Origin of the sequence: Nonomuraea marmarensis (genome assembly GCF_043197025.1) — a bacterium.
GTDB classification, from domain to species: domain Bacteria; phylum Actinomycetota; class Actinomycetes; order Streptosporangiales; family Streptosporangiaceae; genus Nonomuraea; species Nonomuraea marmarensis.
Map to the genome: position 1 here is coordinate 23,226 of NZ_JBICRM010000052.1, position 24,715 is coordinate 47,940.

The 24,715-nt window shown below is 68.3% G+C and carries 19 protein-coding genes; 7 read left to right on the forward strand and 12 right to left on the reverse strand.

All coding sequences use genetic code 11. The annotated features are described in order from the left end of the window. Nucleotides 1–39 precede the first annotated feature (39 nt). A complete protein-coding gene (locus ACFLIM_RS46215; protein WP_393176503.1) occupies nucleotides 40–1,152 on the forward strand; it encodes an ABC transporter substrate-binding protein in 1,113 nt (370 codons plus the stop codon). A 3-nt stretch (nucleotides 1,153–1,155) separates the two neighbouring features. Continuing rightward, nucleotides 1,156–2,325, forward strand: a complete 1,170-nt coding sequence (locus ACFLIM_RS46220; protein ID WP_393176505.1) for an LVIVD repeat-containing protein — start codon at nucleotides 1,156–1,158, stop codon at nucleotides 2,323–2,325. Between the two features lie 49 nt (nucleotides 2,326–2,374). On the opposite strand, the gene ACFLIM_RS46225 is transcribed toward ACFLIM_RS46220, so the two are convergent. Next, nucleotides 2,375–3,538 (reverse strand): M24 family metallopeptidase, encoded by a 1,164-nt coding sequence (locus tag ACFLIM_RS46225; RefSeq protein ID WP_393176507.1) that lies wholly within the window; start codon nucleotides 3,536–3,538, stop codon nucleotides 2,375–2,377. Nucleotides 3,539–3,661: 123 nt separating this feature from the next. Here ACFLIM_RS46225 and ACFLIM_RS46230 point away from each other — a divergent pair, with 123 nt between their 5' ends. The 3 genes from ACFLIM_RS46230 (at nucleotide 3,662) to ACFLIM_RS46240 (ending at nucleotide 7,272) form a co-directional block, all read left to right on the forward strand. Next, entirely contained in the window at nucleotides 3,662–4,726 is a 1,065-nt protein-coding gene (locus ACFLIM_RS46230; protein WP_393176509.1) for an alpha/beta hydrolase family protein, read from the forward strand. A 17-nt stretch (nucleotides 4,727–4,743) separates the two neighbouring features. Then, nucleotides 4,744–5,733 (forward strand): NAD(P)-dependent oxidoreductase, encoded by a 990-nt coding sequence (locus ACFLIM_RS46235; RefSeq protein ID WP_393176511.1) that lies wholly within the window; start codon nucleotides 4,744–4,746, stop codon nucleotides 5,731–5,733. Nucleotides 5,734–5,820: 87 nt separating this feature from the next. Continuing rightward, nucleotides 5,821–7,272: an NAD-dependent succinate-semialdehyde dehydrogenase gene (locus tag ACFLIM_RS46240; RefSeq protein WP_393176513.1), complete on the forward strand. Its 1,452-nt coding sequence runs from the start codon at nucleotides 5,821–5,823 to the stop codon at nucleotides 7,270–7,272. A 178-nt stretch (nucleotides 7,273–7,450) separates the two neighbouring features. Here ACFLIM_RS46240 and ACFLIM_RS46245 read toward each other — a convergent pair whose 3' ends face one another. The 9 genes from ACFLIM_RS46245 to ACFLIM_RS46285 all read right to left on the reverse strand — a co-directional run bounded on the left by ACFLIM_RS46245 (nucleotide 7,451) and on the right by ACFLIM_RS46285 (nucleotide 20,722). Then, complete coding sequence (locus ACFLIM_RS46245) at nucleotides 7,451–8,629, reverse strand: L,D-transpeptidase (RefSeq protein WP_393176515.1); 1,179 nt, start codon at nucleotides 8,627–8,629, stop codon at nucleotides 7,451–7,453. A 171-nt stretch (nucleotides 8,630–8,800) separates the two neighbouring features. Beyond that, a complete protein-coding gene (locus ACFLIM_RS46250) occupies nucleotides 8,801–9,706 on the reverse strand; it encodes a class I SAM-dependent methyltransferase (protein WP_393176517.1) in 906 nt (301 codons plus the stop codon). A gap of 227 nt (nucleotides 9,707–9,933) precedes the next feature. Continuing rightward, nucleotides 9,934–11,427, reverse strand: a complete 1,494-nt coding sequence (locus tag ACFLIM_RS46255; protein WP_393176519.1) for a helicase HerA-like domain-containing protein — start codon at nucleotides 11,425–11,427, stop codon at nucleotides 9,934–9,936. A 189-nt stretch (nucleotides 11,428–11,616) separates the two neighbouring features. Further along, nucleotides 11,617–13,008, reverse strand: coding sequence for an amylo-alpha-1,6-glucosidase (locus ACFLIM_RS46260; RefSeq protein ID WP_393176521.1), 1,392 nt, complete (start codon nucleotides 13,006–13,008; stop codon nucleotides 11,617–11,619). Between the two features lie 396 nt (nucleotides 13,009–13,404). Beyond that, the gene (locus ACFLIM_RS46265) at nucleotides 13,405–16,131 is read right to left on the reverse strand and encodes a glycoside hydrolase family 38 N-terminal domain-containing protein (protein WP_393176523.1); all 2,727 of its coding nucleotides are present in this window, start codon (nucleotides 16,129–16,131) and stop codon (nucleotides 13,405–13,407) included. Nucleotides 16,132–16,156: 25 nt separating this feature from the next. Next, entirely contained in the window at nucleotides 16,157–17,014 is an 858-nt protein-coding gene (locus tag ACFLIM_RS46270) for a carbohydrate ABC transporter permease (RefSeq protein ID WP_393176525.1), read from the reverse strand. After that, nucleotides 17,011–17,949 carry a carbohydrate ABC transporter permease gene (locus ACFLIM_RS46275; RefSeq protein WP_393176527.1) on the reverse strand — a complete coding sequence of 313 codons (939 nt, stop codon included), beginning with the start codon at nucleotides 17,947–17,949 and terminating at the stop codon, nucleotides 17,011–17,013. Before ACFLIM_RS46275 ends, ACFLIM_RS46270 begins: the two co-directional genes overlap by 4 nt. Nucleotides 17,950–17,956: 7 nt before the next feature. After that, nucleotides 17,957–19,297 carry an ABC transporter substrate-binding protein gene (locus ACFLIM_RS46280; protein ID WP_393176529.1) on the reverse strand — a complete coding sequence of 447 codons (1,341 nt, stop codon included), beginning with the start codon at nucleotides 19,295–19,297 and terminating at the stop codon, nucleotides 17,957–17,959. 183 nt (nucleotides 19,298–19,480) lie between these two features. Beyond that, complete coding sequence (locus ACFLIM_RS46285) at nucleotides 19,481–20,722, reverse strand: ROK family transcriptional regulator (RefSeq protein WP_393176531.1); 1,242 nt, start codon at nucleotides 20,720–20,722, stop codon at nucleotides 19,481–19,483. A 153-nt stretch (nucleotides 20,723–20,875) separates the two neighbouring features. Between ACFLIM_RS46285 and ACFLIM_RS46290 the strand changes: the two genes are divergently transcribed. Further along, nucleotides 20,876–21,415, forward strand: a complete 540-nt coding sequence (locus tag ACFLIM_RS46290; protein WP_393176533.1) for a hypothetical protein — start codon at nucleotides 20,876–20,878, stop codon at nucleotides 21,413–21,415. Continuing rightward, complete coding sequence (locus ACFLIM_RS46295) at nucleotides 21,415–22,353, forward strand: DUF4097 family beta strand repeat-containing protein (RefSeq protein WP_393176535.1); 939 nt, start codon at nucleotides 21,415–21,417, stop codon at nucleotides 22,351–22,353. The genes ACFLIM_RS46290 and ACFLIM_RS46295 overlap by 1 nt, the downstream gene beginning before the upstream one ends. Before the next feature lie 271 nt (nucleotides 22,354–22,624). Here ACFLIM_RS46295 and ACFLIM_RS46300 read toward each other — a convergent pair whose 3' ends face one another. Both ACFLIM_RS46300 and ACFLIM_RS46305 read right to left on the reverse strand, forming a co-directional pair. Then, entirely contained in the window at nucleotides 22,625–23,443 is an 819-nt protein-coding gene (locus ACFLIM_RS46300) for an ABC transporter permease (RefSeq protein WP_393176537.1), read from the reverse strand. Between the two features lie 20 nt (nucleotides 23,444–23,463). After that, entirely contained in the window at nucleotides 23,464–24,489 is a 1,026-nt protein-coding gene (locus tag ACFLIM_RS46305) for an ABC transporter substrate-binding protein (protein WP_393176539.1), read from the reverse strand. Nucleotides 24,490–24,715 lie beyond the last annotated feature (226 nt).

The window sequence follows — 24,715 nt, forward strand, 5'->3', positions numbered from 1 at the left end:
GACCCAGACCTCGCCATCGGCAGAGCAGGAGTCAAGCGAATGAACAGGTTCACCAGACGCATCGGAGTGGTCGGCGTGTTGCTCCTCTTCGCGGGTTCGCTGGCCGGCTGCGGTGGCTCCAGCGACAGCGCCGGTACTGCGGGCACCGGGCCCATGGACGCGAACAAGGCCAACTTGCCGAAGAGCGACGCCGACATCAACGGGACGATCGACAAGAGCAAGGTCAAGAAGAGTCTCGTGGTCGGGGTGGACAACCCGTACTACCTCTTCCACCACGACATCGAAATCGCGCTCTCCAAGGGCTATTTCAAGGAGTTCGGCATCGACGCGGTCGAGGTCAAGACGATCGAGGACCCGCTGCCGCCGCTCATCGGCGGCTCACTCGACCTGGCCCTGTATGACACCGACACCGCCATCGCCGCCGCCAGGAAGGGCGATCAGAACCTGCGATTCCTCTCGGTCTACCTCGGTGGTGAGGCGAACGTCCTGGGCGTGGGCAAGGGGATCAACTCAGGGGCCGATCTCAAGGGCAAGACCATCACCGGCGGCCAGTTCGGCAGCCGGAACGACGCGATCATACGTCAACTGCTTCGAGACAACGGTGTCGAGCCCGACAGGGACGTCAAGATCGTCAGCACCGGTGGCCAGTCGAACGAGCGGCTGCAGGCGGTGATCACCGGTACCGTCGACGGCGCCAGCATCCAGCTGCGCCACCGCACGGTGCTGGAGAAGGCGGGCGGCAAGGTCCTGTTCGAGGAGACCCGCGAAGTGCCGCAGAACGGCTGGTCCGTGTCCAAGCTGCTCCAGGAGAGCCCTGAAACCGTGACCGCGTTCCTCGCCGCCACGCTGAAGGCGCGTCAGTTCATCACCAACCAGGCCAACAAAGAAGAAGTGCTCACCATCATGCGCGCCAAGAAGTTCGACATCCCCACCGAGTACGCGGACGCGTACGGGGCGGAGAACGCGCCCACGTACCACGTGAGCGACGGCGGGTTCAAGCCGGCGGACATGGAGAAGTTCATCGGTGACCAGATCGCGTACAAGACGGTGCCCGAAGGCACGGACTGGCGCCAGTTCACCTATCTCGTTCCGCTCTGGCGTGCGCAGAAGGCCCTGGGCCTGCCGCTCAACCCCGCGCTCGCGGACATGTGACCGATGAACGTGAAGACGGCTGAGGCGAAGGGCCTGCGACTGCTCGCACATCACGATCTCGCCGGTAAGGGCGACGGGATGCAGGTGATGCGTCATGAGGACGTCGTGTACGTCGGTCATGCGGGGACGTCGAGGGCGGGCACCTCGATCCTCGACGTCTCGGATCCCCGGCATCCGAAGCTGGTGGACCAGTGGGCTGCGCCGGACCACACGCACACGCACAAGGTGCAGGTCGCCGACGGCTTACTGCTGATCAATCACGAGCGTTTTCCGTACCGGCCCGCCGCACCCCTGGGGCCGCACTCGGCGGGCCTCGCGGTGTACGACCTCGCCGATCCCCTGGCACCGAGGCAGATCGCGTTCTGGCAGTCCTCCGGCAAGGGGGTTCATCGGATCGTGTGGGAAGGCGGGCGTTTCGCCTACGTCTCCGTCACGCCGGACGGCTTCACCGACCGGATCTGGATGATTCTCGACCTCTCGGACCCGCACCACCCGGTGGAGGCCGGCCGATGGTGGTGGCCCGGCCAATGGGCGGCCGCAGGTGAACAGCCGAAGTGGCCGGCCGGACAGCGGCACGCGGCACACCATGCGCTCCTCGACGGCAACCTCGCCTACCTCGGCTACGACGACGCGAATCTCGTGGTCCTCGACATCGCGGCCCCCTCTTCCCCCCGGGCGATCGGGTTCTGCCGATGGGGAGGCGGTGCCACGCACACGTGCCTTCCACTGCCCGGCCGGAACCTGCTCGTCGTCACCGACGAGCAGCAACACGACGGACCGTGGGCCCCGGCCCGGCGCATCCACCTGATCGACGTCCTCGACCCGGCGAACCCGCGCTATCTCAGGGCACTCCCGGAGCCGAAGGGCGACTTCACCGGACTGCCCCTGCGATACGGGCCACACTGCCTGCACGAGAACCGCCAAGGGTCGTTCCAGAGCGGACGTCTGATCTTCGCGACGTACTTCAGCGCCGGTGTCCGGGTCTACGACCTCGAGGATCCCGGCCGTCCACGCGAGATCGCGCACTGGATCTCGCAGACGCCACCCGGTCAGGCCGCTCCACAGGCGAACGACCTGTTCGTCGATCGCGACGGCCTCGTCTGGGTGACCGATCGCATGGAGGGAGGGCTGTTCGTCCTTGAGCCCGAGGGTGAGCTCGCCGCGTTGATGTAGACGCCATGTCGAAGGTCCGGCTCCTCGGTCGCGTGCGCAGAGGTTCCGGTCACCGCGCCGGAGCCTCCTCACCGTCCTGAGCAGCCGTACGGCCCCGAGCCGTCGAAGGGGCGAAGGGAAGGGTGAGCAGGCCGGGCGGGAACCGATGCAGGGAGCGGTAGCCGGTATCGGTGACCACGACCATCTCGCCGGTCTGCACGCCGGCACGGAAGTCAGGAGTACAGATGTTGGGTTGCACCACGAGCGTCGTTCCTGCGCGTAGCGGCTCGGCGTGCAGGCCACGCGGTGTGAGGTCCCGCCCGCTCAGAACAGGGGGCAGGTATCCGCCGCCGAGCCCGTGGAGGAGGTCGTCGACGGTGGTCAATCCCTCGGCCCGGACGTGTCGCAGGCTCGCCAGCAACTCGGCAGGCAGGACTCCCGCGCGCAGGCGGCCCATGACCTCGTCACGGACCGTCTCGGCGACCTCGTGCAGGCGGCGGTACAGCGCGGTGGGCTCGGCGCCGACCACCGCGGTGCGCAGCAACTGGGCGGGGTGGTCCGGACCCCAGCCGGCGCTGAGCTCGAATATCACGACCGCACCGGGTCGTGTCCTGCGCTCGCTCGGCCACTGGGCTGGAACGCAGCGGTCGGGCGCGCTCATCGACGTCGTCGTGACGTAGCAGATGTGATGTGTGCCCCCTTCCGTGCGGTACGCGTGCTCCGCGGCGGCGACCATCTCCCGCTCGTCGGCCCCCTGCCCGGCGGCGTCGAGCAGGGCCTCGGCGGCCAGGTCGGTCAGCGCCGCCGCGTGCTCCAGCCACCGGAGCTCCTCGTCGGACTTGACCATACGGAGGCGGGTGTAGTGCTCGTCCAGCACCACGACGGCGCTCGCCCACTCGCCGACGGCGTCCCGTACCCGGGCCGGGACCGGGCCGACGAGGCCGACCCGGAGCGCGGGACCGAGCCGCCTCAGCGCCCGCACCGCGGCATGTGCCGGGTCGTCGCCGATCGGGTCGACCTCGTCGCCGAGGCCGGCGTCGAGAACGGTGCGCCGTGCGTCGGGAACGTGGTTGTGGAACCCCACGAGCAGATGCCCCGCCCCGTCCGTTGGGAGCACGAAAAGCGCCTCCCGGGTGACCGGCCAGGCGGTGAGCCAGGGGATCGCGCTGCCGGTCCGGTTCGCACCGTACGCGAGCACGACATCCGCACCGTGCGCCGTGGCGGCGGCTCGCATGAGCGCACGTCTGGAATGCAGTTCTCCAGTGCTGAACGGGGCTGGGGGCGTTTCCAGGGGGAGCGTTGACATGGCTCATATGATCGAGCAAGATGCAAACGATTGCAATGACAGGAGTGGATCATGGATGAGCTCGTCGCCTCAGCGGTCTCGCACTGGGCCCCGAGGTTCACGACGAACGGGGTCGCGGTCGCGGATTTCGAACGCGTGATATCCGGTCTGAAAGACTGGGACGGCTGGTGTTCGGCGTGGTCCTCGGTGGGGGCGGAGTACGAGGCGCTCGGCGCCGAGGCCATGCGGGAGGGGCGCCTTCGGTCGGCCGGGCAGCACTACGTCCAGGCCTCCGTCTGTCACCACTTCGGCAAGTTCCTCTTCGTCCAGGATCCGGGCCAGATGCGCGAGGCGCACCTGGCCGCGGTGCGATGCCTCGACGCCGCGCTCCCGTACCTCGATCCGCCGGGGCGGCGGATCGAGATCCCGTTCGACGGATCCCGCCTCGTCGGGGTGCTTCGCCTGCCCCACGGCCCCGGGCCGCACCCGGTGGTGGTCATGGTCCCAGGCCTGGACTCCGCGAAGGAGGAGTTCCGGTCGACCGAGACGCTCTTCCTCGAGCGGGGCGTGGGAACCTTCAGCGTCGACGGCCCTGGGCAGGGCGAAGCCGAGTACGACCTCGCCATCCGCGGTGACTGGGAGGTCCCGGGCGGCGCGATCCTCGACGCCGTCTCGGCGGAGCCGGGCATCGCCCCGGACCGGCTCGCGGTCTGGGGCGTCAGCCTCGGCGGCTACTACGCCCCTCGCATCGCCAGTGGTGACAGCCGGGTGCGCGCCTGCGTCGCGCTCGCCGGACCCTACGACTTCGGTGAGTGCTGGGGGCAGCTGCCGGACCTCACACGGCAGGCGTTCCGTGCCCGATCCGGAGCGGAGAACGACGAGCACGCGCGCGAGATCGCGCACACGCTCAGCCTCGAAGGGCGGGCCGGCTCCATCACCTGCCCGCTGCTCGTGGTCACCGGCAGGCGTGACCGGCTCATTCCGTGGCAGCACGCCTCCCGTCTCGCGGAGGAGGCGGGAGGAACGACCCGGCTGCTGCTCCTCGATGACGGCAACCACGGATGCATGAACGTCGCGGCACAGCACCGTCAGAAGACGGCGGACTGGGTGGCGGCCCAGCTCGGAGCGGGTGAGTGAACCTTGACGCTGAACAAGTGCCTCAGTACGTTCGTAGCAATCGATTGCAAGGAGCCCGCATGAGCCCTATACCATTCCCGCCGCTGCGAGTCGGGTGGATCGGAGCAGGCCGGATGGGCGCGCCGATGGCACGTCGGCTCGCGCAGGCCGGCGTCGACGTGGCGGTGTGGAACCGGACGCGGTCGAAGGCCGAGGCACTCGTGGCCGACGGGGCTGAGGTGGCCGAGTCGATCGGTGACCTCGCCGACCGCGACGTGGTCTTCACGATGGTGTCCTCATCGGAGGACCTCGAGCAGGTGCTGGTCGGCGAAGGCGGTCTCCTCACCGCGGGTGGTCCCGTTCCCGCGATCATCGTCGACTGTTCCACGGTGTCGACGGAGACCTCGGCGGCGATGCGGGCAGCCGCTCAGCAGCGCGGGTCCGAGTTCCTCGCCTCCCCGGTGAGCGGCAACGGCAAGGTCGTGGCGTCGGGGAAACTCAGCTTCGTCGTCTCCGGTTCTGAGGAGGTCTACAACAGGGTCGCGCCGCTGCTCGGCGCGATCGGCCGTTCGGCCTCCTACGTGGGGGAGGGGGAGGCGGCCCGGCTGGTGAAGATCTGCCACAACCTGTTGCTCGGCGTCGTGGCACAGTCGCTCGCCGAGATCACGGTGCTCGCTGAGAAGGGAGGCGTCTCACGGGCGGCCTTCCTCAGGTTCCTCAACGACAGCGTCATGGGTTCCACGTTCACCCGCTACAAGACGCCGGCACTCGTGAAACTCGACTACACCCCCACCTTCACCCCCGTTCTGCTGCGCAAGGACTTCGACCTCGGGCTCAGGGCGGCCGCTGAACTGGGCGTGTCCATGCCCGTGGCAGCCCTGACACAGCAGTTGGTCCAGGCCACCATCGGAGGCGGCCGGAGCGAGGAGGACTTTTCCGTCCTGCTCGACCAGATGGCCGTCGCGGCGGGCCTGGAACTGAAGCCCGAGGCCGCAGAGGTCGACGATGGTCTCGGCTCGCACACGTGACGTGGGCAAGCGCTCGGACACACTCGAGGACGCGACGATCCCCACGGTCACACGCGTCGCCGACACCGTACGGAAGGTGATGCAGTGATGAATGCCGAAGCACTCGCACTCGCCCCCACGAACCTCCTGGTCGGAGGCGAGTGGCGACCGGCGAAGGCCGGCTCGGTGATGGACGTGTACGACCCGGCCACCACCGAGGTCCTCGCTCATGTGGCCGATGGCACGGTGGAGGACGCGGTGGCCGCCGTGGACGCCGCCGCGGACGCCGGCCCGGAATGGGCCGCCACCCCGCCGCGGGTACGAGCGGAGGTGCTCAGGCGGGCGTTCACGCTGATGACCGAACGCGCGGAGCTCCTCGCCACGTTGATCGTGCTCGAGAACGGCAAGGCCCTGCCGGACGCGCGGAATGAGGTCGCCTACGCCGCGGAGTTCTTCCGGTGGTACGCCGAGGAGGCAGTGCGTGCGGCGGGCTCCCTCGCCACGGCCCCGGCGGGGGCCAACCGCATCCTCGTGCTGCGCCAGCCGGTCGGCGTGTGCGTCCTTGTCACCCCGTGGAACTTCCCGGCCGCGATGGCGACTCGCAAGATCGCGCCCGCTCTCGCCGCGGGGTGCTCCATGGTGCTCAAGCCCGCTAGCGACACGCCCCTGACCGCACTCTCGATCGGCGCGATCCTCTCCGAGGCCGGAGTGCCAGACGGCGTTGTCAACGTCGTACCGTCGCGGCGCTCAGGGGCGGTGGTGTCGGCGATGCTGCACGACCCCAGAGTGCGCAAGCTCTCCTTCACCGGAAGCACCGAGGTGGGCCGGGTCCTGCTGCGCGAGGCGTCGGACCGCGTGGTGAACACGTCGATGGAGCTGGGCGGCAACGCGCCGTTCATCGTGCTCGACGACGCGGACGTGGAGGCGGCCGTCGCCGGCGCGATGATCGCCAAGATGCGTAACGGCGGCGAGGCGTGTACGGCGGCCAACCGCTTCTACGTCCACCGCCGGGTCGCCGGTGAGTTCTCGAAGGGGCTCGCCGCCGCGATGGACGCCCTCGTCGTCGGGCCGGGACTCGAACCCGGAACCCAGGTCGGACCGCTGATCAACCAGGCCGCCGTCGTCAAGGTGCGCGAACTCGTCGAGAGCGCCGTCGACGACGGCGCCCGGCCCTTGACCGTGGGTGGCTCAGTGGACCGGCGGGGGTGGTTCTACCAGCCCACCGTCCTTGGCGACGTCGATCCGTCCTCGTCGATCCTCCAGGAGGAGATCTTCGGCCCGGTGGCCCCGATCGTGGTCTTCGACGACCTCGACGAGGCCGTCCGGCTCGCCAACGACACCGAGTACGGCCTTGTGTCCTACGTCTACACCGGGAACCTGGCGCACGGGCTGCGGGTGAGCGAGGGCCTCGAGGCGGGGATGATCGGCCTGAACCGCGGCGTGGTGAGTGATCCCGCCGCGCCGTTCGGCGGGGTGAAGCAGAGCGGCATCGGCCGCGAGGGCGGTCACGACGGCCTGCTCGACTACCTGGAGTCCAAGTACGTGGCGGTGCAGTGGTGAACCGCGCTCTCACACCGGTTCAGCGCGGTCTGCGTGCGGGACGGGAGTCACATCCTCCAGCCGCCCCAAGAGATCCGGGAGGTCGCCGCGGGGCTGGGCTTCGACTCCACCACTACGCGGGTGCGGCGGGCGGCTCCACGCTTCCCCGGCGGGCCCGGGCGGCGGGTCAGACCAGGGGTCAGCCGTTGATCAGTTTGCCGAGGGCGCTGCCCGCCAGCCAGTCCTCCCACGACTTGGCCCACGGCGTGGGCCCGTTGCCGAACTGGAGCTTCCGCGACGTCCCCGTGACCTCGATGATGTCTCCCCGCTGCGTGAACTTGTAGAACCAGCGGGCGTTGGCCATATTGGCGTTCACGCAGCCGTGGCTGACGTTGCGTTTGCCCTGCGCCTCGGTCGACCAGGGCGCGGCGTGGAAGAACATGCCGCTGTAGGTCATCCTGACGTTCCACTTGGTGCGGGCGCGGTACTCGCCCGGCTTGCCGATGGTGGCCGAGTCCATGAGAGTCTCCGCGGCCTTCTCCTGGGCGATCATGACACCGGAGTAGCTGTCGTCCCCCGGCTTCCCCAGGCTGATCGGGATGGTCTTGACGACCTCGCCGTCCTTCCGCACGACCGCCTGGTGGGTCGCTTCGCTGATCTTGGTGATGTGCTCGGGACCGACGGTGAAGGTCAGGCTGCGGTCCTTGGTTCCCCACAGGTTTCGTCCGACCCGCAGGCCGGCCAGGTGGGCGACCACCGTGACCTTTTCGCCGGTCGGCCAGTACTCGCGCGGCCGGAACTGGACCTCCCGGTCGCTCACCCAGCTCCAGGCGCCCTCGACCGGCTTGGACATCTGCACCGTCAGCGACCGCTCGATCGCGGCCCGGTCCGTCTGAGCGGTCACCGGCTTCGACAGCAGGAGCTGGACGGGCATCCCGACGCCGACCTTCTCGCCGTCCAGGGGCGACATGCCGCTCTCCAGCACCCGCTTCGGCTTCATTGTGGTGAACTCGGCCTGCGTCGTGACCTGCTTGCCGTCCGTGCCGGTCGCCTGTGCGCTCACCGTGTACGCCGTTGACGGCTGCAACGGCCAGGTGGGCCGCCACATCCCGTCCGCGCTCGCGCGCCCGCTGACCTCGTGTCCCTTGGCGTCCGCGACGGTCAGCCTGGTGACCTTGCCGTCGCTGACCTTGACACTGATCGAGGTGTCAGGGGGGACCTTGTTCGTGCCGTCGGCGGGCGTGATCGACAGCTTGGCCACCGGGGCCCGCTCCGGCGGCTTCGCAGGCGGCGTGTTCGAGCCACCCGAGGTGCAACTTGCGGTCAGGAGCAGCACCGCCGTGAACGTGCTGACGAATATGGTCCCGCCGTTCCGCATCTTCGATGCCTCCAGTCCCCCGACAAATAGGCATATTTCAGGCTAGGCGCCCTATTAATGGTACGGAGAGTGATATACCCTCACTGAACGTAGCCATGCGGAGATGTCATGATTCGTGGTGACGCGGCGCGATCCGCCCCGCCCGGTGCCCACCTCGCCGAGCTGCGAGGATTACTTTCGAGGAGTGGAGCGTCGGCGGAGCCAACCGGCCGCACGGTGAGCGACGGGGCCAAGGAGGCTGACCTCTCTGGTGGCCTTCTTCAGGGCCTGGACGGCGTTCTGCGACTCCGCCGTGACCTTCTTAAGCTCCGCCGTTGTGCGCCGCAGCTCGGCGGTGAGCCGGTCCAGGTCGTTCCCGGGCGGCGCGGGCTTCGGCTTCTTGCGCTGGTTGACGCGTACGAGATCCCGATCCCCGAGCACGTCCGTCGTGTGCCACAGATCGGTACGAGACCTGAGCCATTCGAGCAGGCGCCGCTGGACAGGCACCGGATCGCCCCAGGTGGCATACAACTTCTGCGCGCTGATGCAGATCGGCGCCAGCCCGAGGCCGGCGACAGCCTCCCAGACCGCGAGCGCGACGCCCGGCGTGTGCTCGCTGCGGTAGTCGTCGAAGGCGACGATCCCGCCGTCCTTGAGCACGGCCCGCGCCGCCAGGACGTCACCCTTGACGTGCGTATAGAGGTGCGACGCGTCGACATGGACGAACCTGCAGGTGCCCGCCTGCACGTGGTCGAGGATGATCGACGTCGGCCCGTGCACGATCTCAGGCAGGTTGTCGTGGACGCTCAGGTAGTTCTGCTCGAACTGGCGGCGGGTGAGCGTGGAGTACGACCTGCTGGTCTCGGCGTCGTTGTCCCCATCGGGCGCGTCCGACTCGAACAGGTCGCAGACAGTGAAGGTCTCCCCTGGCCGCACATGCCCGCCGATCAGGACGGCGCTCTTGCCGAGGTACGTCCCGAGTTCGAGGACGTTGCCCGAGGCGCTGCCCGACAGGAACCACTCGAACAGACGTTGGTCTGCCGGCCAGAACCAGCCGGGAATGCGCTCCAGCGCGGCGGTGAGATCTGGTGCCGACATGCCCGGGAGGCTAACAGCCACGGTTTCCGAGGTAGAAGAGGATTTGCCGCATGGCCATCGGGAGGTCGCCGAGAGTTCGGACAGCCCCCAGGCGGCGCGGCGCTCGCGTGCATGATCTTCGACCGCCTGCGGGCGGGGACTCGCGCCGATGGCGGTGGAGAACCGGGCCGCCGCGGTGGTCACCGACACGTTCCTGCATGCACAGGGCCGGCTCCATGCGCTTTGGATCAGCGTCGCCCGCGACGGGCGGTGCCGAAGATGGATCTGGTGATCTCCCTGCCGAGGGCGGAGGCCGCCGACCGTGCCAGGGAACGGAGCTCCTTCGACTCCAGCACGCTTTCCAGCATGGACTGCTCCGGTTCGCGCTCCTGCTCGCTGCGCGGCGGGGCTTCGGGCGCGGCAGTCTCGGCCAGCTTCGCGGAGAGGATCTCGTAGGCCGACTGGCGGTCGACCGCCGTGCCGTACTTCTGCTGAAGCGGCGAGGCGGCGATGACGTCCTGGATCACGTCCGGGCTCGACGGTGCCATGAGCGTCTGAGGAGCGCGCAGGCGTGTCCAGGCCACCGGGGTCGGCGCGCCCGTCTCCGACAGGACCGTGACGACGGCCTCGCCGATGCCGAGCTCGGTGAGCAGTCGCTCCAGGTCGTAGGAGGACTTGGGGAACGTCGACACGGTGGCCTTGAGCGCCTTGGCATCCTGGGGGGTGAAAGCGCGCAAGGCGTGCTGCACGCGCGCCCCGAGCTGGGCGAGCACATCGGCCGGCACGTCCTTCGGCGTCTGGGTGACGAAGAACACGCCCACACTCTTCGACCGGATCAGCCGTACGGTCTGAGTGATCGACTGCAGGAACGCCTTGGACGCGTCGTCGAACAGCAGATGCGCCTCGTCGAAGAAGAACACGAGCTTCGGCTTGTCGACATCGCCCACCTCGGGCAGCGCATCGAAGAGATCGGCGAGCAGCCACATCAGGAAGGTGGAGAAGAGCCGCGGCCGGTCCTGCACGGCGGGCAGCTCGAGAACGGAGATCAGCCCATGGCCGTCTGGTGTCACCCGGAGCAGGTCGCGCACGTCGAACTCCGGCTCGCCGAAGAACGCCTCCGCCCCCTGCGCCTCGAACGTGGTCAACGCGCGGAGGATGACTCCCGCCGTGGCCGTCGCCAGCCCGCCGATCGCGCTCAGCGCCTCTGGGGTGGCGGTCAGGTACCGGATGACCGCTATCAGGTCCTTGAGGTCCAGCAGTGGCATTCCGTGCTTGTCGGCGAAATAGAAGATCAGCTCGAGCGACGACTCCTGCGTCTCGTTGAGCCCGAGGACCTTCGCGAGCAGGGTCGGTCCGAAGGCGGTCATGGTGGCGCGGAGCGGGACGCCGGCCCCCAGACCGCCCAGGGAGAAGAACTCCACCGGACAGGCCTCGGGGTGCCAGCTCTGCCCCACCTCGGCGGCACGCCGGGTGACGCGCTCCGAGGGTGTGCCCGGGGATGCGAGCCCCGACAGGTCGCCCTTGATGTCGGCGAGGAAGACCGGAACGCCCTGGGCTGAGAGCTGCTCCGCCATGAGCTGGAGGGTCTTGGTCTTCCCCGTTCCGGTGGACCCGGCCACCAGTCCGTGCCGGTTCAGCGTGCTCAGGGGGATCCGGATTTGCTCTGAGGGATCTGCGGTGCCGTCCTCACGCACCAGGGTCCCGAGTCCCAGAGCCGGTCCCTCGAAGTCGTACCCCTTCATCACATCTCCCCGATTTGCTGCTGCCTCGCCTGCGGCCCCGTGTGCGATCCGCCATCCGCCAGGCCGGTCATGACCAGCCGCACCGCCGGTTGCGGTGCGCCGGCGGATCGGCGCTTGTGCGGTGGTGATTCCATTCCCCAGACTCCGCGGATCATCACGATCGGGCTGATCCAGGCGCGGGGCGAGGTGCTACGTGAGCACCTTGACACCGATGTCGTCCCCTTCGACGAGGCTTCGTGCCTCCTCGTCGAGATCGCTGGGCGCCGCAAGAACTGCGTCCAGGCCGTCCTCCACCCCTGGGGGCGCCGCCGAGGGGACGAGCACGTCCAAGAGGAGGGCGGCCGACCAACTGAAGTCACGGCAGCCGTGCCCCTCGCTGGTGATCGGGTCGAAGTATTCGCGGAAGCCCGCGGTCGCGACGGCCTCCATCATCCCGGCGGTCAGCTTCGCGGCCAGGTCGGGATCGCGGCTCCTGAGCCCTTGGAGGACCAGCCACGCGGTGTTGATCCAGCTCGGGCCGCGCCAGTAGCGGGACAGCTCGAACGCGGGCCCGCCGGGCGGGTAGCTCGGCAGCAGGTGATCCCCCAGGCCGAACCGGTCGACGGCCGTGGCGATCAGCCGGTCGGCGACGTCGGCGGGCAGCCCGGGAAGGATCAGCGGCACCAGACCGGAGACGCTGTCGGCCGGCAGGAGCTCGCCGGTGACCACGTCACGGGCGTGGAAGATGCCGTTCTCTTCGTCCCAGAGCCGGTCCAGCAACGCCTGAGTGATCTCCTCCGCCCGGCGCAGGTGCGGCGTGGGATCGGCGCCGCAGACGGCTGCGATCCGGGCCAGGTCGGCCTCCGCCGCGCCGTACACCGCGTTGAACATCGGGTCCTCCACCACGAACGCGGTGGCGCCCGTGTAACCGCCGTCGCGGTAGGCGCGGGCCAACTCGATGTAGCGCTCGTAGTCGCGGTCGGTCGGCCGCTCGGCCGCCACGATGTGCGCCAGGTCGCGCCGCCGCTCGCCGATCGGCGGGGCGGGCACGGCCGCGAGCGGGCCGTCCCAGGCGGGGCTGTTGTCCATGCCCGACTCCCACGGATGGACGATCGACACCAGGTCGGTGCCCGACATCCGCCGTGCCTCACGGAGGTAGCGGTGCTGCGCGGCCAGCCACGGGTAGAGGCGGCGTAGGAAGGCCCGGTCGGGCTCGGCGAGGTGGACACGCCAGGCGGCCATGGCGTGCACGGGAGGCTGCACTATGCCGGAGGTCCTGGCTCCGGACGGCGCCCGCGCCCCCCAGAACTCCGGGCCGGGAAAGTAGGCATCGGGCGGTACCGCCGGGTTGAAGACGATGTGAGGCACACGGCCGTCGATCCACTGCCCGCCGAACAGGGTCAGCAGCTCCGTGCGGGCACGGCGCGGCGACCATCGGGCGGTGCCGACGGCGATGAACGCGGAGTCCCAGCTCCACTGGTGGGGATAGAGGGTGCGTGAGGGGACCGTGTAGGTGCCCGTCCAGTTGGTGAGCAGCACATGGATCGCCCTACGGCGTAGCTCTCCCTCGCTCGTGATGGAGTCCAGAGCGCGAACCGTCACTCGTGGTCGGTCGCCGGCGGCCCTCGAGATCACTTCCACAGGTGGTCCAGCGGGATCGGCTGGTACCGCGTGATGCCGGCAACTCCGCCTGACTGGCGTGCTGGCCTGTTGCCGATAGGGGTGTGCGGTGGCATGGCGCACGCGGCGGTGCGGCATATCCATCGGGATCTCGTTGAACAGATATGTTGCGCTCATTTGGATCGTGCTACTTCCGTGGCGGAACTCCTTTCTCTGCTAATGATTCCGCTGCCGACACCTGCCGTCTTCGATGCCAGCCTCCATCTTGGGATGGCAGATAGTTGGGTTGCGCAGATTCCAGCTAGCTGCAATGGCCATCTCAGGGGATGAAGAACGCATACCTGTGGTGAGCAGCGCTGGGATGGCGCGGGCAGTTGTCTACCGGACCACGACCGTTCGGATCTCCCACGGGCCGAGGGCGAGTTCGAGTCTCTCCGCGACCAGCGTCGCGGAGAGCGGCCGACCGAGCAGGTCGACCGTGGTGGCTTCGGTGAACGCGCCGGTCACGCGGGCGGTCGATCCCGTGTCGCTCATCGCGGTCAGCCGCACCTCGGTGCCGGCACCGCGATCGTCGGCGACGCGGCGGATGCTCGAGACGAGGATGTCCGCACCGTCGACCTGCACGCCGGTCGCGTCGGGGGGCAGTTGACCTTCGGCGGGTGCGGTCCCGCGGGCGACCAGCACGTCGTTGCGGAAGTCTTCGGCGAGAGCGACCGCGTTCGCGCCCTGCCAGCCGGTCGCCGAGGGCACGACGGCGAAACGGTGCCCGATGCGCACGCCGAGATCTTGCGCGCCCGGTGCGGGGATCTCGGTCGCCGCGGGCTCGTCACGGAGTGGATGGATGTTGACGCTGATCGAGCCGATCGCGCGCAACAGAGTGATGGCGAGTTCGGAGCCGTCGCCGACGAGTTCGTACTCGGTGGCGTGGTCGAGCAGTACGTTGGCGGCGCCGGCCGACACGAACGAGCTCGCGGGAAAGGTCGGGATCGGGTATTCGCCCCAGCCGCCCTCGGCGGTGAGCCCACGCTCGGTGACGGCGAACTGCCCGGCGGAGGCGGACACGGCCGCCGGCTCGGGCAGCGGTACGTGGAAGCGCAGCCGGTGGTCGGCGGACTGGTTCAGGAACGACGTGGAGACGTGCACGAACGGCTCACCTGCGCGCACCTCCACGAGTGTCTCCACCGGGGTCGGCACGGTCTGGCCGCCGCGCAGGTCGCGCTCGGAGGAGAGCGCGGTGGGCCATTCGTAGACGCGGGTGACACGCATCCTCGAACGCAGCGGGCCGTTCTCGAGGAGTTCGACGGCGACCTCCGTCGGCTCCGACACGAGCACATCCTGAGCCGGCGGAGCGTAGTTGTAACTGTCGCCGCGGTCACCGCCATCGACGAGGCGGCCGACTCCATGCAGCACGGTGCCGTCGGCCCCGGTCACGTCCAGGGTGCCGTCGGCGGCGATCGCGACCTCGACCAGTCCGTTCGAAAGCGCGCGGGCCGTCGCCGTCGCGGGTGCGAACGTCGTCGACTGCGCGGCAGTCTGGTCGCTCGGTTCGACCCGGAAACTTGCCAGCCCGGAGGCGGGGACGTGCACGGGCACAAGCGCGGTCGCGCGAGCTTCCGCCAGCGTCAGCACCGTCCACTCACCCGGATGCGCGGCGGCCGCGGCAGCGACCTCCCGGCGCAGAATCAGCAGGTCGAACGGTCCGCTGGCCGGCACCTCGGCGAGGTGGAAGACGAGCGACCCCGGGGTGAGTTCGTAGTGGTCGATCAGACGGCCGAAGAGCTCGCGGCGGTGGATGCGGCGCAACACACGTTCGAGCTGCGAGGCGTCCATGCGCTCGTCGCTGAGCACGGTCGGGGCCTCTGAGATCAGCTGCACGGGATGCGCCGAGCCGTCGGCGGCGGTCGCGACCAGAACGGCTCCCTCCGGCGGGGCCACGACATCCACCTCGACCAATGCCGTGCGCGGGAACGGCAGCGGGTTGGCGGCCAGGTAGCCGTCGCTCGGCACCAGGGCGGCGGGCTCGGCGAGGGCCGCATCCCGAACCGCCCGCGCAGTGTGCGTGGCTTCGGCGAGACGCGCTTCGACCTGATCGGAGGTCTCGTCGGTGCCGGAGCCGACGACCGAGTCGTGCGCAGTCGATTCGATGATCTTGTGCCACGCGAGCGAGAGGAACGGCGAGTCGTCGCGCCGGGACCACAGAGCGTTCACCCGCTCCGCGTGGTCGATGGTGCGCTCGGCGACGGACATTCGCTGCTTGAGCCCGAGCCGCACGGAGAGCACGCCCGGGAGGATGTTGCCGCGCACGTGGCTGCGCAGCTCACCGGTGACGACGGCGGAGACCTCGTCGCGCACGTGCTCGCGGATGTACTCGTCGAGCGTCGCGATGGTGATGACGCGCTCGTCGCCGGATGCGCGCCGCAGCCAGGTCGCGAGTTGCGGGTCGGGCGCGTTGTGGTCGGTGCCGGCCATCGCAAGCACCGGGTCGTCACCCCACCGCTCGACCGTCATCTCCGCGTACTCGCCGAGCGCGCGCCCGATCTGGTCGGGCACCAGCAAGACGTCGAGGCCGTTGTCGTAGCCGTCGAAGAGGAACTCGGTGCGTACTTCGGAGCCGTCGGGAGCGCGCCAGCGGAAGGCGTGACCGTCGACAGAGCCGGGAACACCGCGCCACAGCGCCGCATGCTCGATTCCGGCGCGCGCGAGGATCTGTGGCATCTGCGCGACGTGGCCGAACATGTCCGGCAGGTAGCCGATGGGCATCGAGCCACCGAGGTCCGCCGCGGCCGCCCATCCCATCTGCAGGTTGCGCACGATGGTCTCGCCGGAGCAGAGGAACTCGTCGAGCAGGATGAGCCACGGCCCGATGGCGAGCCGGCCGCCGGCGACCAGGGCCACGACTCGATCGCGGTTCTCCGGTCGCATCTCCAGGTAGTCCTCGATCGCGGCCATCTGCCCGTCGACGGTGAACCGGAAGTCCGCGTTCGCCTCGGCCGTCTCCAGCACGGTGTCGAGAGCGGCGACAAGCCGGTGCCGGAACACCTGGAAAGGCTCATACCATTCCCGGTCCCAATGGAAATGGGGCACGAAGACGGCGGACTTCTGCATAGGGCGAGGGACCTTCTGTTAGTGGTTACTTGAGGGAGCCGGAGGCGAGCCCGGTGCGCCAGAACCGCTGGAGGAGGATGAACACGATGATCACGGGCACGATCGAGATCAGCGAGCCGGTGATCACGGATTCCTGAAGGAGCGAGACACGGGCGGTCTGACCGTTCCACTCGTAGAGGCCGAGCGTGATCGGGAAGAGCGACTCCTTCTGCAGCATCACCATCGGCAGGAAGAAGTTGTTCCAGATGCCGACGAACTGGAACAGGAAGATGGTCACCAGCGACGGCATCATCAGCTTGAACGCCACCGAGAAGAACGTGCGGAACTCGCCGGCGCCGTCCAGGCGCGCCGACTCGAGGATCTCCTCGGGGACGGCGGCGGCGGTGAAGATGCGGGCGAGGTAGACGCCGAACGGGCTGACGATGCTGGGCAAGAACACCGCGAGGTAGGTGTTGACGATCCCGGTCGCCGAGAACAGCAGGAACAGCGGGAGCGCGAGCGCGGTGGTGGGAACGAGGACGCCGCCGAGGATGACGGAGAACAGGAACTCGCGGCCCCGGAACTTGAACTTGGCGAGCGCGTAGCCGCACAGCGCGGAGATCAGGGTTCCGACGGCCGCGCCCAGCACCGCGTAGATCACGCTGTTCAGAGCCCACCGCCCGAAGATGCCGTTGCTGCGGCCGAACAGGGTGCTCAGGTTCTTGAACAGGTCGAAGTGCGAGAACGCCAGCCCGAAGGTGGAGGCGAGGTCACCCTGCGGTTTCGTCGCCGCGACGATCAGAAAGTAGATCGGCAGCAGGAAGTAGATCGCCAGGAGGAACATCAGAGCCATGGCAGCCGTGCGGCTGACACGGCTTTCGCGGATCAGGGTCTGGTTGCTCACAGTCCGGCCTTCTTCGAGGTCAGTCGCATGAACCCGAAGCTCAAGACGAAGGTGATGACGGCGATGACCACGGAGATCGCCGCTGCCAGCTGGTAGTTGTTTCCGGAGGCCACCGCATACGCGAGCATGTTCGGTGTGAACGTGCTCGAGATGTTCGAGGAGATCTGGCGCAGCACGGCCGGCTCGGCGTAGAGCTGCAGCGTGCCGATGATCGAGAACACCGTGGTGAGGATGATCGACGGGGCGATGATCGGGACCTTGATCTGCCACGCGATCGCCCAGTTGCTCGCACCGTCGAGCTTGGCGGCTTCGTAGAGCTCCTGCGGGATCGACTGCAGTGCCGAGAACATGATCAGCATGTTGTAGCCGGTCCAGAGCCAGGTGGAGACGTTCGCCGCCGACCACAGCACGGCGCCTGGGCCGAGGAAGTCGGGCTGGAGGCCGATGCCCTTCAGCACGTCGACGATGGGGCTGAGCTGCGGCGAGTAGAGGAACGACCACATGATCGCGGCGATGACGCCGGGCACGGCATACGGCATGAACGCCGAGATGCGGAAGAACGACTTGAGCTTCAGCAGGGGAGTGTCGAGCAGCAGCGCCATGATCAGCGCGACGAACAGCATGACCGGCACCTGCACGATGCCGAACAGTGCGATGCGCCCGATGCTCGCCCAGAACTCGGTGTTCTGGAACACCTGCACGTACTGGTCGAAACCGCCGAAGGTCGTGTACGACGTGCCGTACTGGCCGCCGGTGCGGCGCACGACGAGGAAGCTCTGCCAGATCGCGTAGACGATCGGCACCAGGTAGAACAGCACGAACGGGAGGAAGAACGGGATCAGGAACGCGGCGATGGTGCCCGCCCGGGGGCCGCCGCCGTTGTGACGACGACGGCTTCCGGCCGCTGCCACCACGCGGGTTGCGATGTCAGTCATGCTGCGGTCAGTTGCCCGCCGCAGCCGGGATCGCCTGATCCTTCATCGACTTCAGTGCGGTCGCCTGGGCTGCCGAGAGTGCGTCGGTGAGCCTGCCGCTGCCGGCTGCCGCCTTGGCCATCGCATCCTGAAGCGCCAGGTTCACCGTCTTCTGGGTGGGACCCCAGGTGAAGCTGGTGTCGATGTTCTTGGACGAGTCGGCGAAGACGTCGAAGATCTTCTCGTTGTTGTAGTACGGGACGCCCTGCGAGAGTGCGGGAAGCGCCGAACCGGCGGTGGCTGCCGGGTAGAGGCCGCCCAGCTTGTTCTCCAGCGCGAGGGCTTCTGGGTCGGTGTTCAGCCAGGAGTTGAACTTGACCGACTCGTACAGGTGCGTGTTGCCCTTCATGAACGCGACGGTGGATCCGCCCCAGTCGCCGGATGCGGCGCTCGAACCCCATGTCGGCATCGGGACGATCGTCCACTTGCCGGCCTGGTCGGGCAGGTTGTCGCGGAACATGCTGTAGCCCCAGGCGGCGCCGACGTAGCTGGCGATCTGGTTCTTCTGGTACGCGGCGTACATCGGGGTCGAACCGTGGGCGAGGTCGGTGCGAACGAGCTTGGCGTCGATCAGCTTCTGCCAGTACTCGGCGACCTGCTTGCTCTGGTCGGATTCGACAGTGACGTGCCATTTGTCGCCGGAGTAACCGTACATCTCGGCGTTGTTCTGCCAGAGGAGTCCGTTGAACCACTCGGCGTTGTTCGGGTCGAAGAACGTGATGCTGAGGTTGGAGTCTGCGTCGTGCAGCTTCTGCGCATCCGCTGCGTACTCGTCCCAGGTCTTCGGGATCTCGAGGCCGTGCTGCTTAAAGATGTCGCTGCGCACGTAGAGGGCCATCGGGCCGGTGTCCTGCGGGAAGGCGAACACGCCGGTGTCGCCGAAGCTGGACTGCGACCAGGTCCACGGCACGAACTTCGACTTGGCCGCGGTGGCTTCCGAGCAGGCCGAGGCGTCCACGAAGGCGTCCTGGGTGCGCAGGTTGGGGAGCTCGTCGTAACCGACCTGAGCGAGCTCCGGCGCCTTGCCCGCCTTGAGGGCGTTGCCGATGGTGCCGTACTGGTCGTTGGAGATGTTCTTCGTCTGAACCTGGATGTTCGGGTTCTTCTTGTTCCACAGGGCGACGACCTGGTCCATGCCCGGAACGGTGTTCCAGTACTGGAGGGTGACTTTGCCCTTCGCGGGCTCACAGGAGGCTGCGGATGCATCACCCGACGGAGCGGGCGACGAGCACGCGGCGAGTACCGCGACACTGGCTGCCGCGGCGACGACGGCACCCGCGAGGCGGATGCGCGTGACTGTGTTGCTCATATTTCCTTCCAGAGAACGACTAGCGACGGCGCTAGACGGGTCGACGTTGACACCTCGGGCAAGGGGGTTCGGGATGTCTTCTGGTTGGAATGGACAGGACGCAAGCGCCGGGCGCCATGGCAGGTTAGCAAATCATGTTTTCAAATTGCCCGCAACACTTTGTAAGGACAAAGTCGGATGTGGTCACTCCGCCGCGAGCAGCAGGGCGGACGGCCGGGGCGAGAAGGTGTTGTCGAGCACGAGAGTCGCCGCCCCGACGGCGGCGACATCGACGGGGATCGCGGACTGGGCGAACCGGACGGGGTGCGGCGCAATCAGGGCGGGATCGTTGCGCACCGCATCCGGCAGCGCATTGAGTATCGCCGGGGAGATGCGCGCCCAGAACGGCCCGCCGAAGATGACCTCGTCGATGTCGAGAAGGTTCACGATCACGACGATCGCGCGCGCCAGAGAACGTGCGGCGTCGATCAGAATTGCGCTCGCCTCGGAGTTCCCGGTCGCGGCGAGGGTCGCCAGCCTGCTGAACGCCGCATCCACATCGACCGTGTCTTCGAGGTTGCCGGCCTCGGCTGCTGAGAGCACGCCGTCGAGCACCGCGCGTTCGACGAGCGCTCGCGGAACGGTGATGTACCCGACGCAGCCGCGTCGGCCGCAGGTGCACACCGGACCGCCGGGATCGACGGTCATGTGGCCCGCGTCGCCCGCATTGGAGCTGATACCGCGAACGACCTCGCCCGACACCGACAGGCCGGTGCCGAGACCGGTGCCGTAGTACATGAACGCGAAGTCGCGGCTGCTGCCGGGGCCCGCGAACCACAGCTCGGCGACGACGGCGGCCGTCGCATCCTTCTCCAGCAGCACGGGCAGGCCGGTCGCCTCGGCGAGCGAGCGCCGTAAGGCCACCCGATGCCAGTTGGGCATCATCGGCGGGTTCAAGAGCACGCCGTCGTCGACGTTCACCGGGCCGGGCGACGCGATACCGATACCGAGGATGCGGGACCTGTCGACGGCGGAACCCGCGATGAGCGCTTCGATCGCGTTCGCCATCTCGTCGATGACCGCGCTCGGGTCTCCCGCGGTCGGTGTGCCGGTGCGCGAGTGGTCCCGAACCGTGCCGGACAGGTCGACGAGTACGTAGGTCACCACTGCGGGATCGATGTGCACCCCGACCGCGAAACCGCCGCTCGGGTTCAGTTTGACGACCGCCGCCGGCTTGCCGGGGCCGCTCGTGCGCGTGCCGTGCTCGTCGACGAGACCGGCATCGAGAAGGCGCCGGCAGACCTTCGTCACCGTCATCCCGCTCAGGGCGGTCAGGGCGGCGAGTTCGGACCGGGTGATCCCCTCGGGGCGCCGGCGGATGGCGTCGAGAACGACTGTCTGGTTGTACCCACCGACGGCGGGAAGGTTGGTTCCCGTGCGATCCAAGGCTGACCTCCCCACGCGCTGTGGCCCGTCGAAAGCCTAGCGGTGCTGGGATTCTCTGGCATTTGATCCTCCCCGCCGTCATTGACCGGGTGACGTCATTCATGGCATCGACCAGGTATTGCTATGACGCCAGTGTGATGCCATAGTGACGTCATGGACCTTGCGCCGTATGTCGATCAGCTCCGCCGCGAACTCGCGATCGCCGCCGGAGCAGGCGGCGAGGAAGCTCGCGCGCTCGCCGAGCGGCTCGCCGCAGCGCTCGAGCCGGCCACCCGGCTCGCCCTGCTGGAAGCCCTGTCCGCGGCCGCGGACGAGATCACCCGCGACCTCGCCCCAGGCTCGGTCGAGGTACGCCTGCGCGGCCGTGATCCCGGCTTCGTCGTGACGTCACCGCCGGCCGGCCGGCCGTTCGAGCCCGCGGGCGAGACCGGGGATGCCGAGAGAGGCGCCGGGCCGCCTGCCGCGCCGCCCCCGCCGGACGGCGACGAGGGCGGCACGGCGCGGATCTCGCTGCGCGTCCCCGAGCACCTCAAGCCGCGCATCGAGGAGTCGGCCGCCCGGGACGGGCTCTCGGTCAACGCCTGGCTCGTCCGCGCCGTTTCCGCCGCGCTCGAACCCGCCGGGGGAAGCCGGCGCTCCGGACCGCGTGCGGCCCCGCAGACCGGCAAGCGCTACACCGGCTGGGTGCGCTAATGACCGCTCGAACCCATGAGGAGGGCACCGCGATGCCGACGTTCGACACCCCTGAACCCATCTCCGTCATCATCGACATGGCGACCGCCAACATCCGGATCAACGCGAGCGATCGCACCGACACCGTCGTCGAGGTACGCGCGAGCGACGAGTTCGACGACACCGGCGTGCAGGCCGCCGAGCGGGCCCAGATCGACTACGCCGGCGGCAGGCTGCTGGTGAAGGCGGCCAAGAAGCCTGCCGCGCCGACGCCCGGGTGGGGCGGCTCACTCGACAAGCTGGTGGAGGCGCCCGCGCAGTGGCTCCGTTCGCTGCTCGACTCGGGCGGCTCGGTCGACGTGACGATCGACCTGCCCGCGGGATCCCGCCTCGACGCCAACGCGGCGGCGAGCCTGCACTGCCGGGGCAGCCTCGATGAGGTGAGATTCACCACCTCCTACGGCGACATCCGGGTCGAGCAGGCCGGCAGGCTGCGACTGAGCTCCACTCACGGCGACATCTCGGTGACCCGCGCGGCCGGGCACGCCGAGGTCACCAACACCCACGGCGACATCCGCATCGGTGAGATCCAGGGCACGGCGGTGGTCAAGACCTCCCACGGTCAGCTCACCCTCGGCGAGGCCACCGGCGAGCTGCGGCTGAACTCAGCGTACGGCGACATCACCGTCGATCGTGCCCTGTCCGGCGTGGCCGCCAAGACCGCCTACGGCAGCCTCCGGATCGGCGAGGTGGCCTCCGGCTCGGTCGTCCTGGAGACCACCGGCGGCGGGCTGGAGCTCGGGATTCCCGAAGGCACCTCCGCCTGGCTGGACGTGAGCTCGCAGTACGGCACCGTGGACGTCTCCCTGGACTCCAGCGACAGCCCCGCGCAGTCCGACAAGACCGTCGAGGTGCAGGCCCACACCGCCTACGGCGACATCATCATCCACCGCTCCTGACAACCAAGGAGGGTCTCATGCCAGACGCGATAGTCGCCACGCGGCTGTACAAGAGGGCGCAACTCGCGCAAATAAGTCAGCCGACTCGCTGATACTCGCTGATCAGCCCGCCGAGGACTTGACGGCGCTCGATCCTGCCCATCGGCAGCGGGATCACACCGGAGTCATCATCGGTGGGAGCCCGGAGGCGGAGAGAGCGGTGTGGCCTGTGCCGATGGTAATGACCGGCATATTCGTCCAGCACGGTACGAAGGAGCCTGCGCTATGAAGGTCAGCGCTCCGACGTGGTTTCCCGTACCCAGGGCAACGCCAGTCGCTCGACCAGCACAAGGGCGGAGTAGAGCGCGACACTCATCGTTCCCACCAGGGTGATCGCCGCCCAGGCGGTGGCGCTGTCGGCGATTCCGCTGTACTGGACGATCTGGTAGCCGAGGCCGCCCTCGCCGGCCTGGAACTCGCCGATCACAGCGCCGATCGCGGCCAGCGGCATGGCGACCTTCAGCCCGACGAAGATGTGCGGCAGTGCGGCCGGCAGTCGTACCTTGCGGAAGGTCTGCCAGCGCGAGGCGTCCAGGGATCGGGCCAGTTCGGCGAGTTCGGCGGGCGTCGTGGTCAGGCCGGTCGCGGTGGAGAGCACGATCGGAAAGAAAGAGAGCAGGAAAACCATGGTCAGGATCGGCCGCTGCCCCCAGCCGAGTGAGACGACCAGCAGCGGCCCGAGCGCGATCTTCGGCACCGCGTTGATCGCCACCAGCAGCGGGGAAAACATCCGCTCGGCCGCCCGCGAGGCGGCCAGAAGCAGCCCGATCAGCACTCCGGCGACCACCGAGATCAGGAAGCCGGCCACCGTCTCCAGCGTTGTCGTGGTCAGTCCGCCGAGCAGTTCCGCCGACTTCACCTGGAAAGCGGCCAGGACCTCGGCGGGCGGTGGCAGCACCGCCGGATGGACGAGGGGGAACGCCGAAGTGACCACCCACCAGCCGCCGATCGCGACCGCGAGCCCGAGAGCGGGCCAGCCCACCGCCATGACCGTCGCGCGCCCGTTGGGAACGACACGTCTCGCGGGTCGGGAGTCGCCCGCCTCGGCCATGTCACCTGCTCCTCGTCCGGTCAGGGCTTCGGTGTCAGGTCTGCGCTGATGAGCTGGTCGGGGGTCAGCCCGGCCGGCATGGCGTCGGCGTCCTGGAGAAGCTCGATGCTGCGGGCGACTCGCTTCGTATCGATCGTGCCAACCACGTCGCCCGAGCCCTCCGGCCGGACGAAAGCACTCATCAGGGTGCATTCGGCGGCAGCGGGGGCGGCCACCGATGCTGGGACGTTCTTCTGGAGGATTCGGCCGGTCTCGTCTGGGTTGTCGATGCTGTGGACGAGCCCCTTCATCAGGGCCGCGATGAAACGCTTGGCCAGGTCCGGCTGCTCCCGGGCAATCTTGGTCGTGGTGACCAACGCGTTGCCGTAGAGATCACTCATCACATCGCTGTAGGGAAGCACGACCGCCTGCCTGCCCTTGGCCACCGACTCCACCGTCGGCTCGCCCACCACGAACTGACCGATGCCCGCCACGCTGCCGCTGGCCAGCAGGCCGATGAGGTTCGCGGGTGCGCCGTTGACCCAGGTGACCTTCGTCGCGTCGATGCCCGCCAGCTTGGCGTAGGTGGGGAAGAGGTTGCGCACCACCGAACCCGGGCTGTCGGCGAGTGTCTTGCCCTCCAGGTCCTTCGGCGTGGCGATCCCGTTGCCTTGGAGGCTGATGAGCGCGGCCATGGTGCGCTGCTGGATTCCGGCCACCACGACGATGCTCTCAGCGCCGCCGTTGCCACGCGCCAGCAGGAGGCCGGTGAGGTCGACCGGGGTGAACATCGCAGCTCCGGCCTCGATCTTCGAAATGTTGTCGCCCGTACCGCTCCCGGGCTTGATGTCCACGTCAAGGCCGACCTCACGGAAGAACCCCTTGTCCTTCGCGACCCAGGCGTACGCGTCTCGCCCGAAGTTGCCGAACGAGGTCAGATAAGTCACCTTTTCTAGTGGTTTAATGCTAGAAGTCGATGTCTGCTGTTGATTGTCAGAATTGCTGCAAGCAACGACGAACGCGCAGGTCAAGGCGAGAGTGGCGACAGTACGGGTGAGCCTGCTCATGCACCGTTTCCTTTCATCCGACGCCGATCGGCCTGCTAAGGACGTTCGGGGCCGAAGCCGGGAGATCCTGGGTGAGGCGATGTCGCGGACAGTGTTCGAGGGTAAGCAATCAGAAGGATCTGTGACGTTGCGTGATACGAGCTGATCAGGCGTCGAGTGCGACGGGCGGCATCCACAGGTTGCCGGTGAAGGCGCGGTGGATCGCGTCGAAGGCCGACAGGCCGTG

Bases quoted from the DNA above. Each gene is read 5' to 3' on its own strand.
- ACFLIM_RS46275 (WP_393176527.1), bottom strand. From the start codon at position 17,949: ATGACTGACATCGCAACCCGCGTGGTGGCAGCGGCCGGAAGCCGTCGT.
- ACFLIM_RS46215 (WP_393176503.1), top strand. From the start codon at position 40: ATGAACAGGTTCACCAGACGCATCGGAGTGGTCGGCGTGTTGCTCCTC.
- ACFLIM_RS46245 (WP_393176515.1), bottom strand. From the start codon at position 8,629: ATGCGGAACGGCGGGACCATATTCGTCAGCACGTTCACGGCGGTGCTG.
- ACFLIM_RS46295 (WP_393176535.1), top strand. From the start codon at position 21,415: ATGACCGCTCGAACCCATGAGGAGGGCACCGCGATGCCGACGTTCGAC.
- ACFLIM_RS46225 (WP_393176507.1), bottom strand. From the start codon at position 3,538: ATGCGAGCCGCCGCCACGGCGCACGGTGCGGATGTCGTGCTCGCGTAC.
- ACFLIM_RS46220 (WP_393176505.1), top strand. From the start codon at position 1,156: ATGAACGTGAAGACGGCTGAGGCGAAGGGCCTGCGACTGCTCGCACAT.
- ACFLIM_RS46280 (WP_393176529.1), bottom strand. From the start codon at position 19,297: ATGAGCAACACAGTCACGCGCATCCGCCTCGCGGGTGCCGTCGTCGCC.
- ACFLIM_RS46305 (WP_393176539.1), bottom strand. From the start codon at position 24,489: ATGAGCAGGCTCACCCGTACTGTCGCCACTCTCGCCTTGACCTGCGCG.
- ACFLIM_RS46230 (WP_393176509.1), top strand. From the start codon at position 3,662: ATGGATGAGCTCGTCGCCTCAGCGGTCTCGCACTGGGCCCCGAGGTTC.
- ACFLIM_RS46290 (WP_393176533.1), top strand. From the start codon at position 20,876: ATGGACCTTGCGCCGTATGTCGATCAGCTCCGCCGCGAACTCGCGATC.
- ACFLIM_RS46250 (WP_393176517.1), bottom strand. From the start codon at position 9,706: ATGTCGGCACCAGATCTCACCGCCGCGCTGGAGCGCATTCCCGGCTGG.
- ACFLIM_RS46265 (WP_393176523.1), bottom strand. From the start codon at position 16,131: ATGCAGAAGTCCGCCGTCTTCGTGCCCCATTTCCATTGGGACCGGGAA.
- ACFLIM_RS46255 (WP_393176519.1), bottom strand. From the start codon at position 11,427: ATGAAGGGGTACGACTTCGAGGGACCGGCTCTGGGACTCGGGACCCTG.
- ACFLIM_RS46240 (WP_393176513.1), top strand. From the start codon at position 5,821: ATGAATGCCGAAGCACTCGCACTCGCCCCCACGAACCTCCTGGTCGGA.
- ACFLIM_RS46300 (WP_393176537.1), bottom strand. From the start codon at position 23,443: ATGGCCGAGGCGGGCGACTCCCGACCCGCGAGACGTGTCGTTCCCAAC.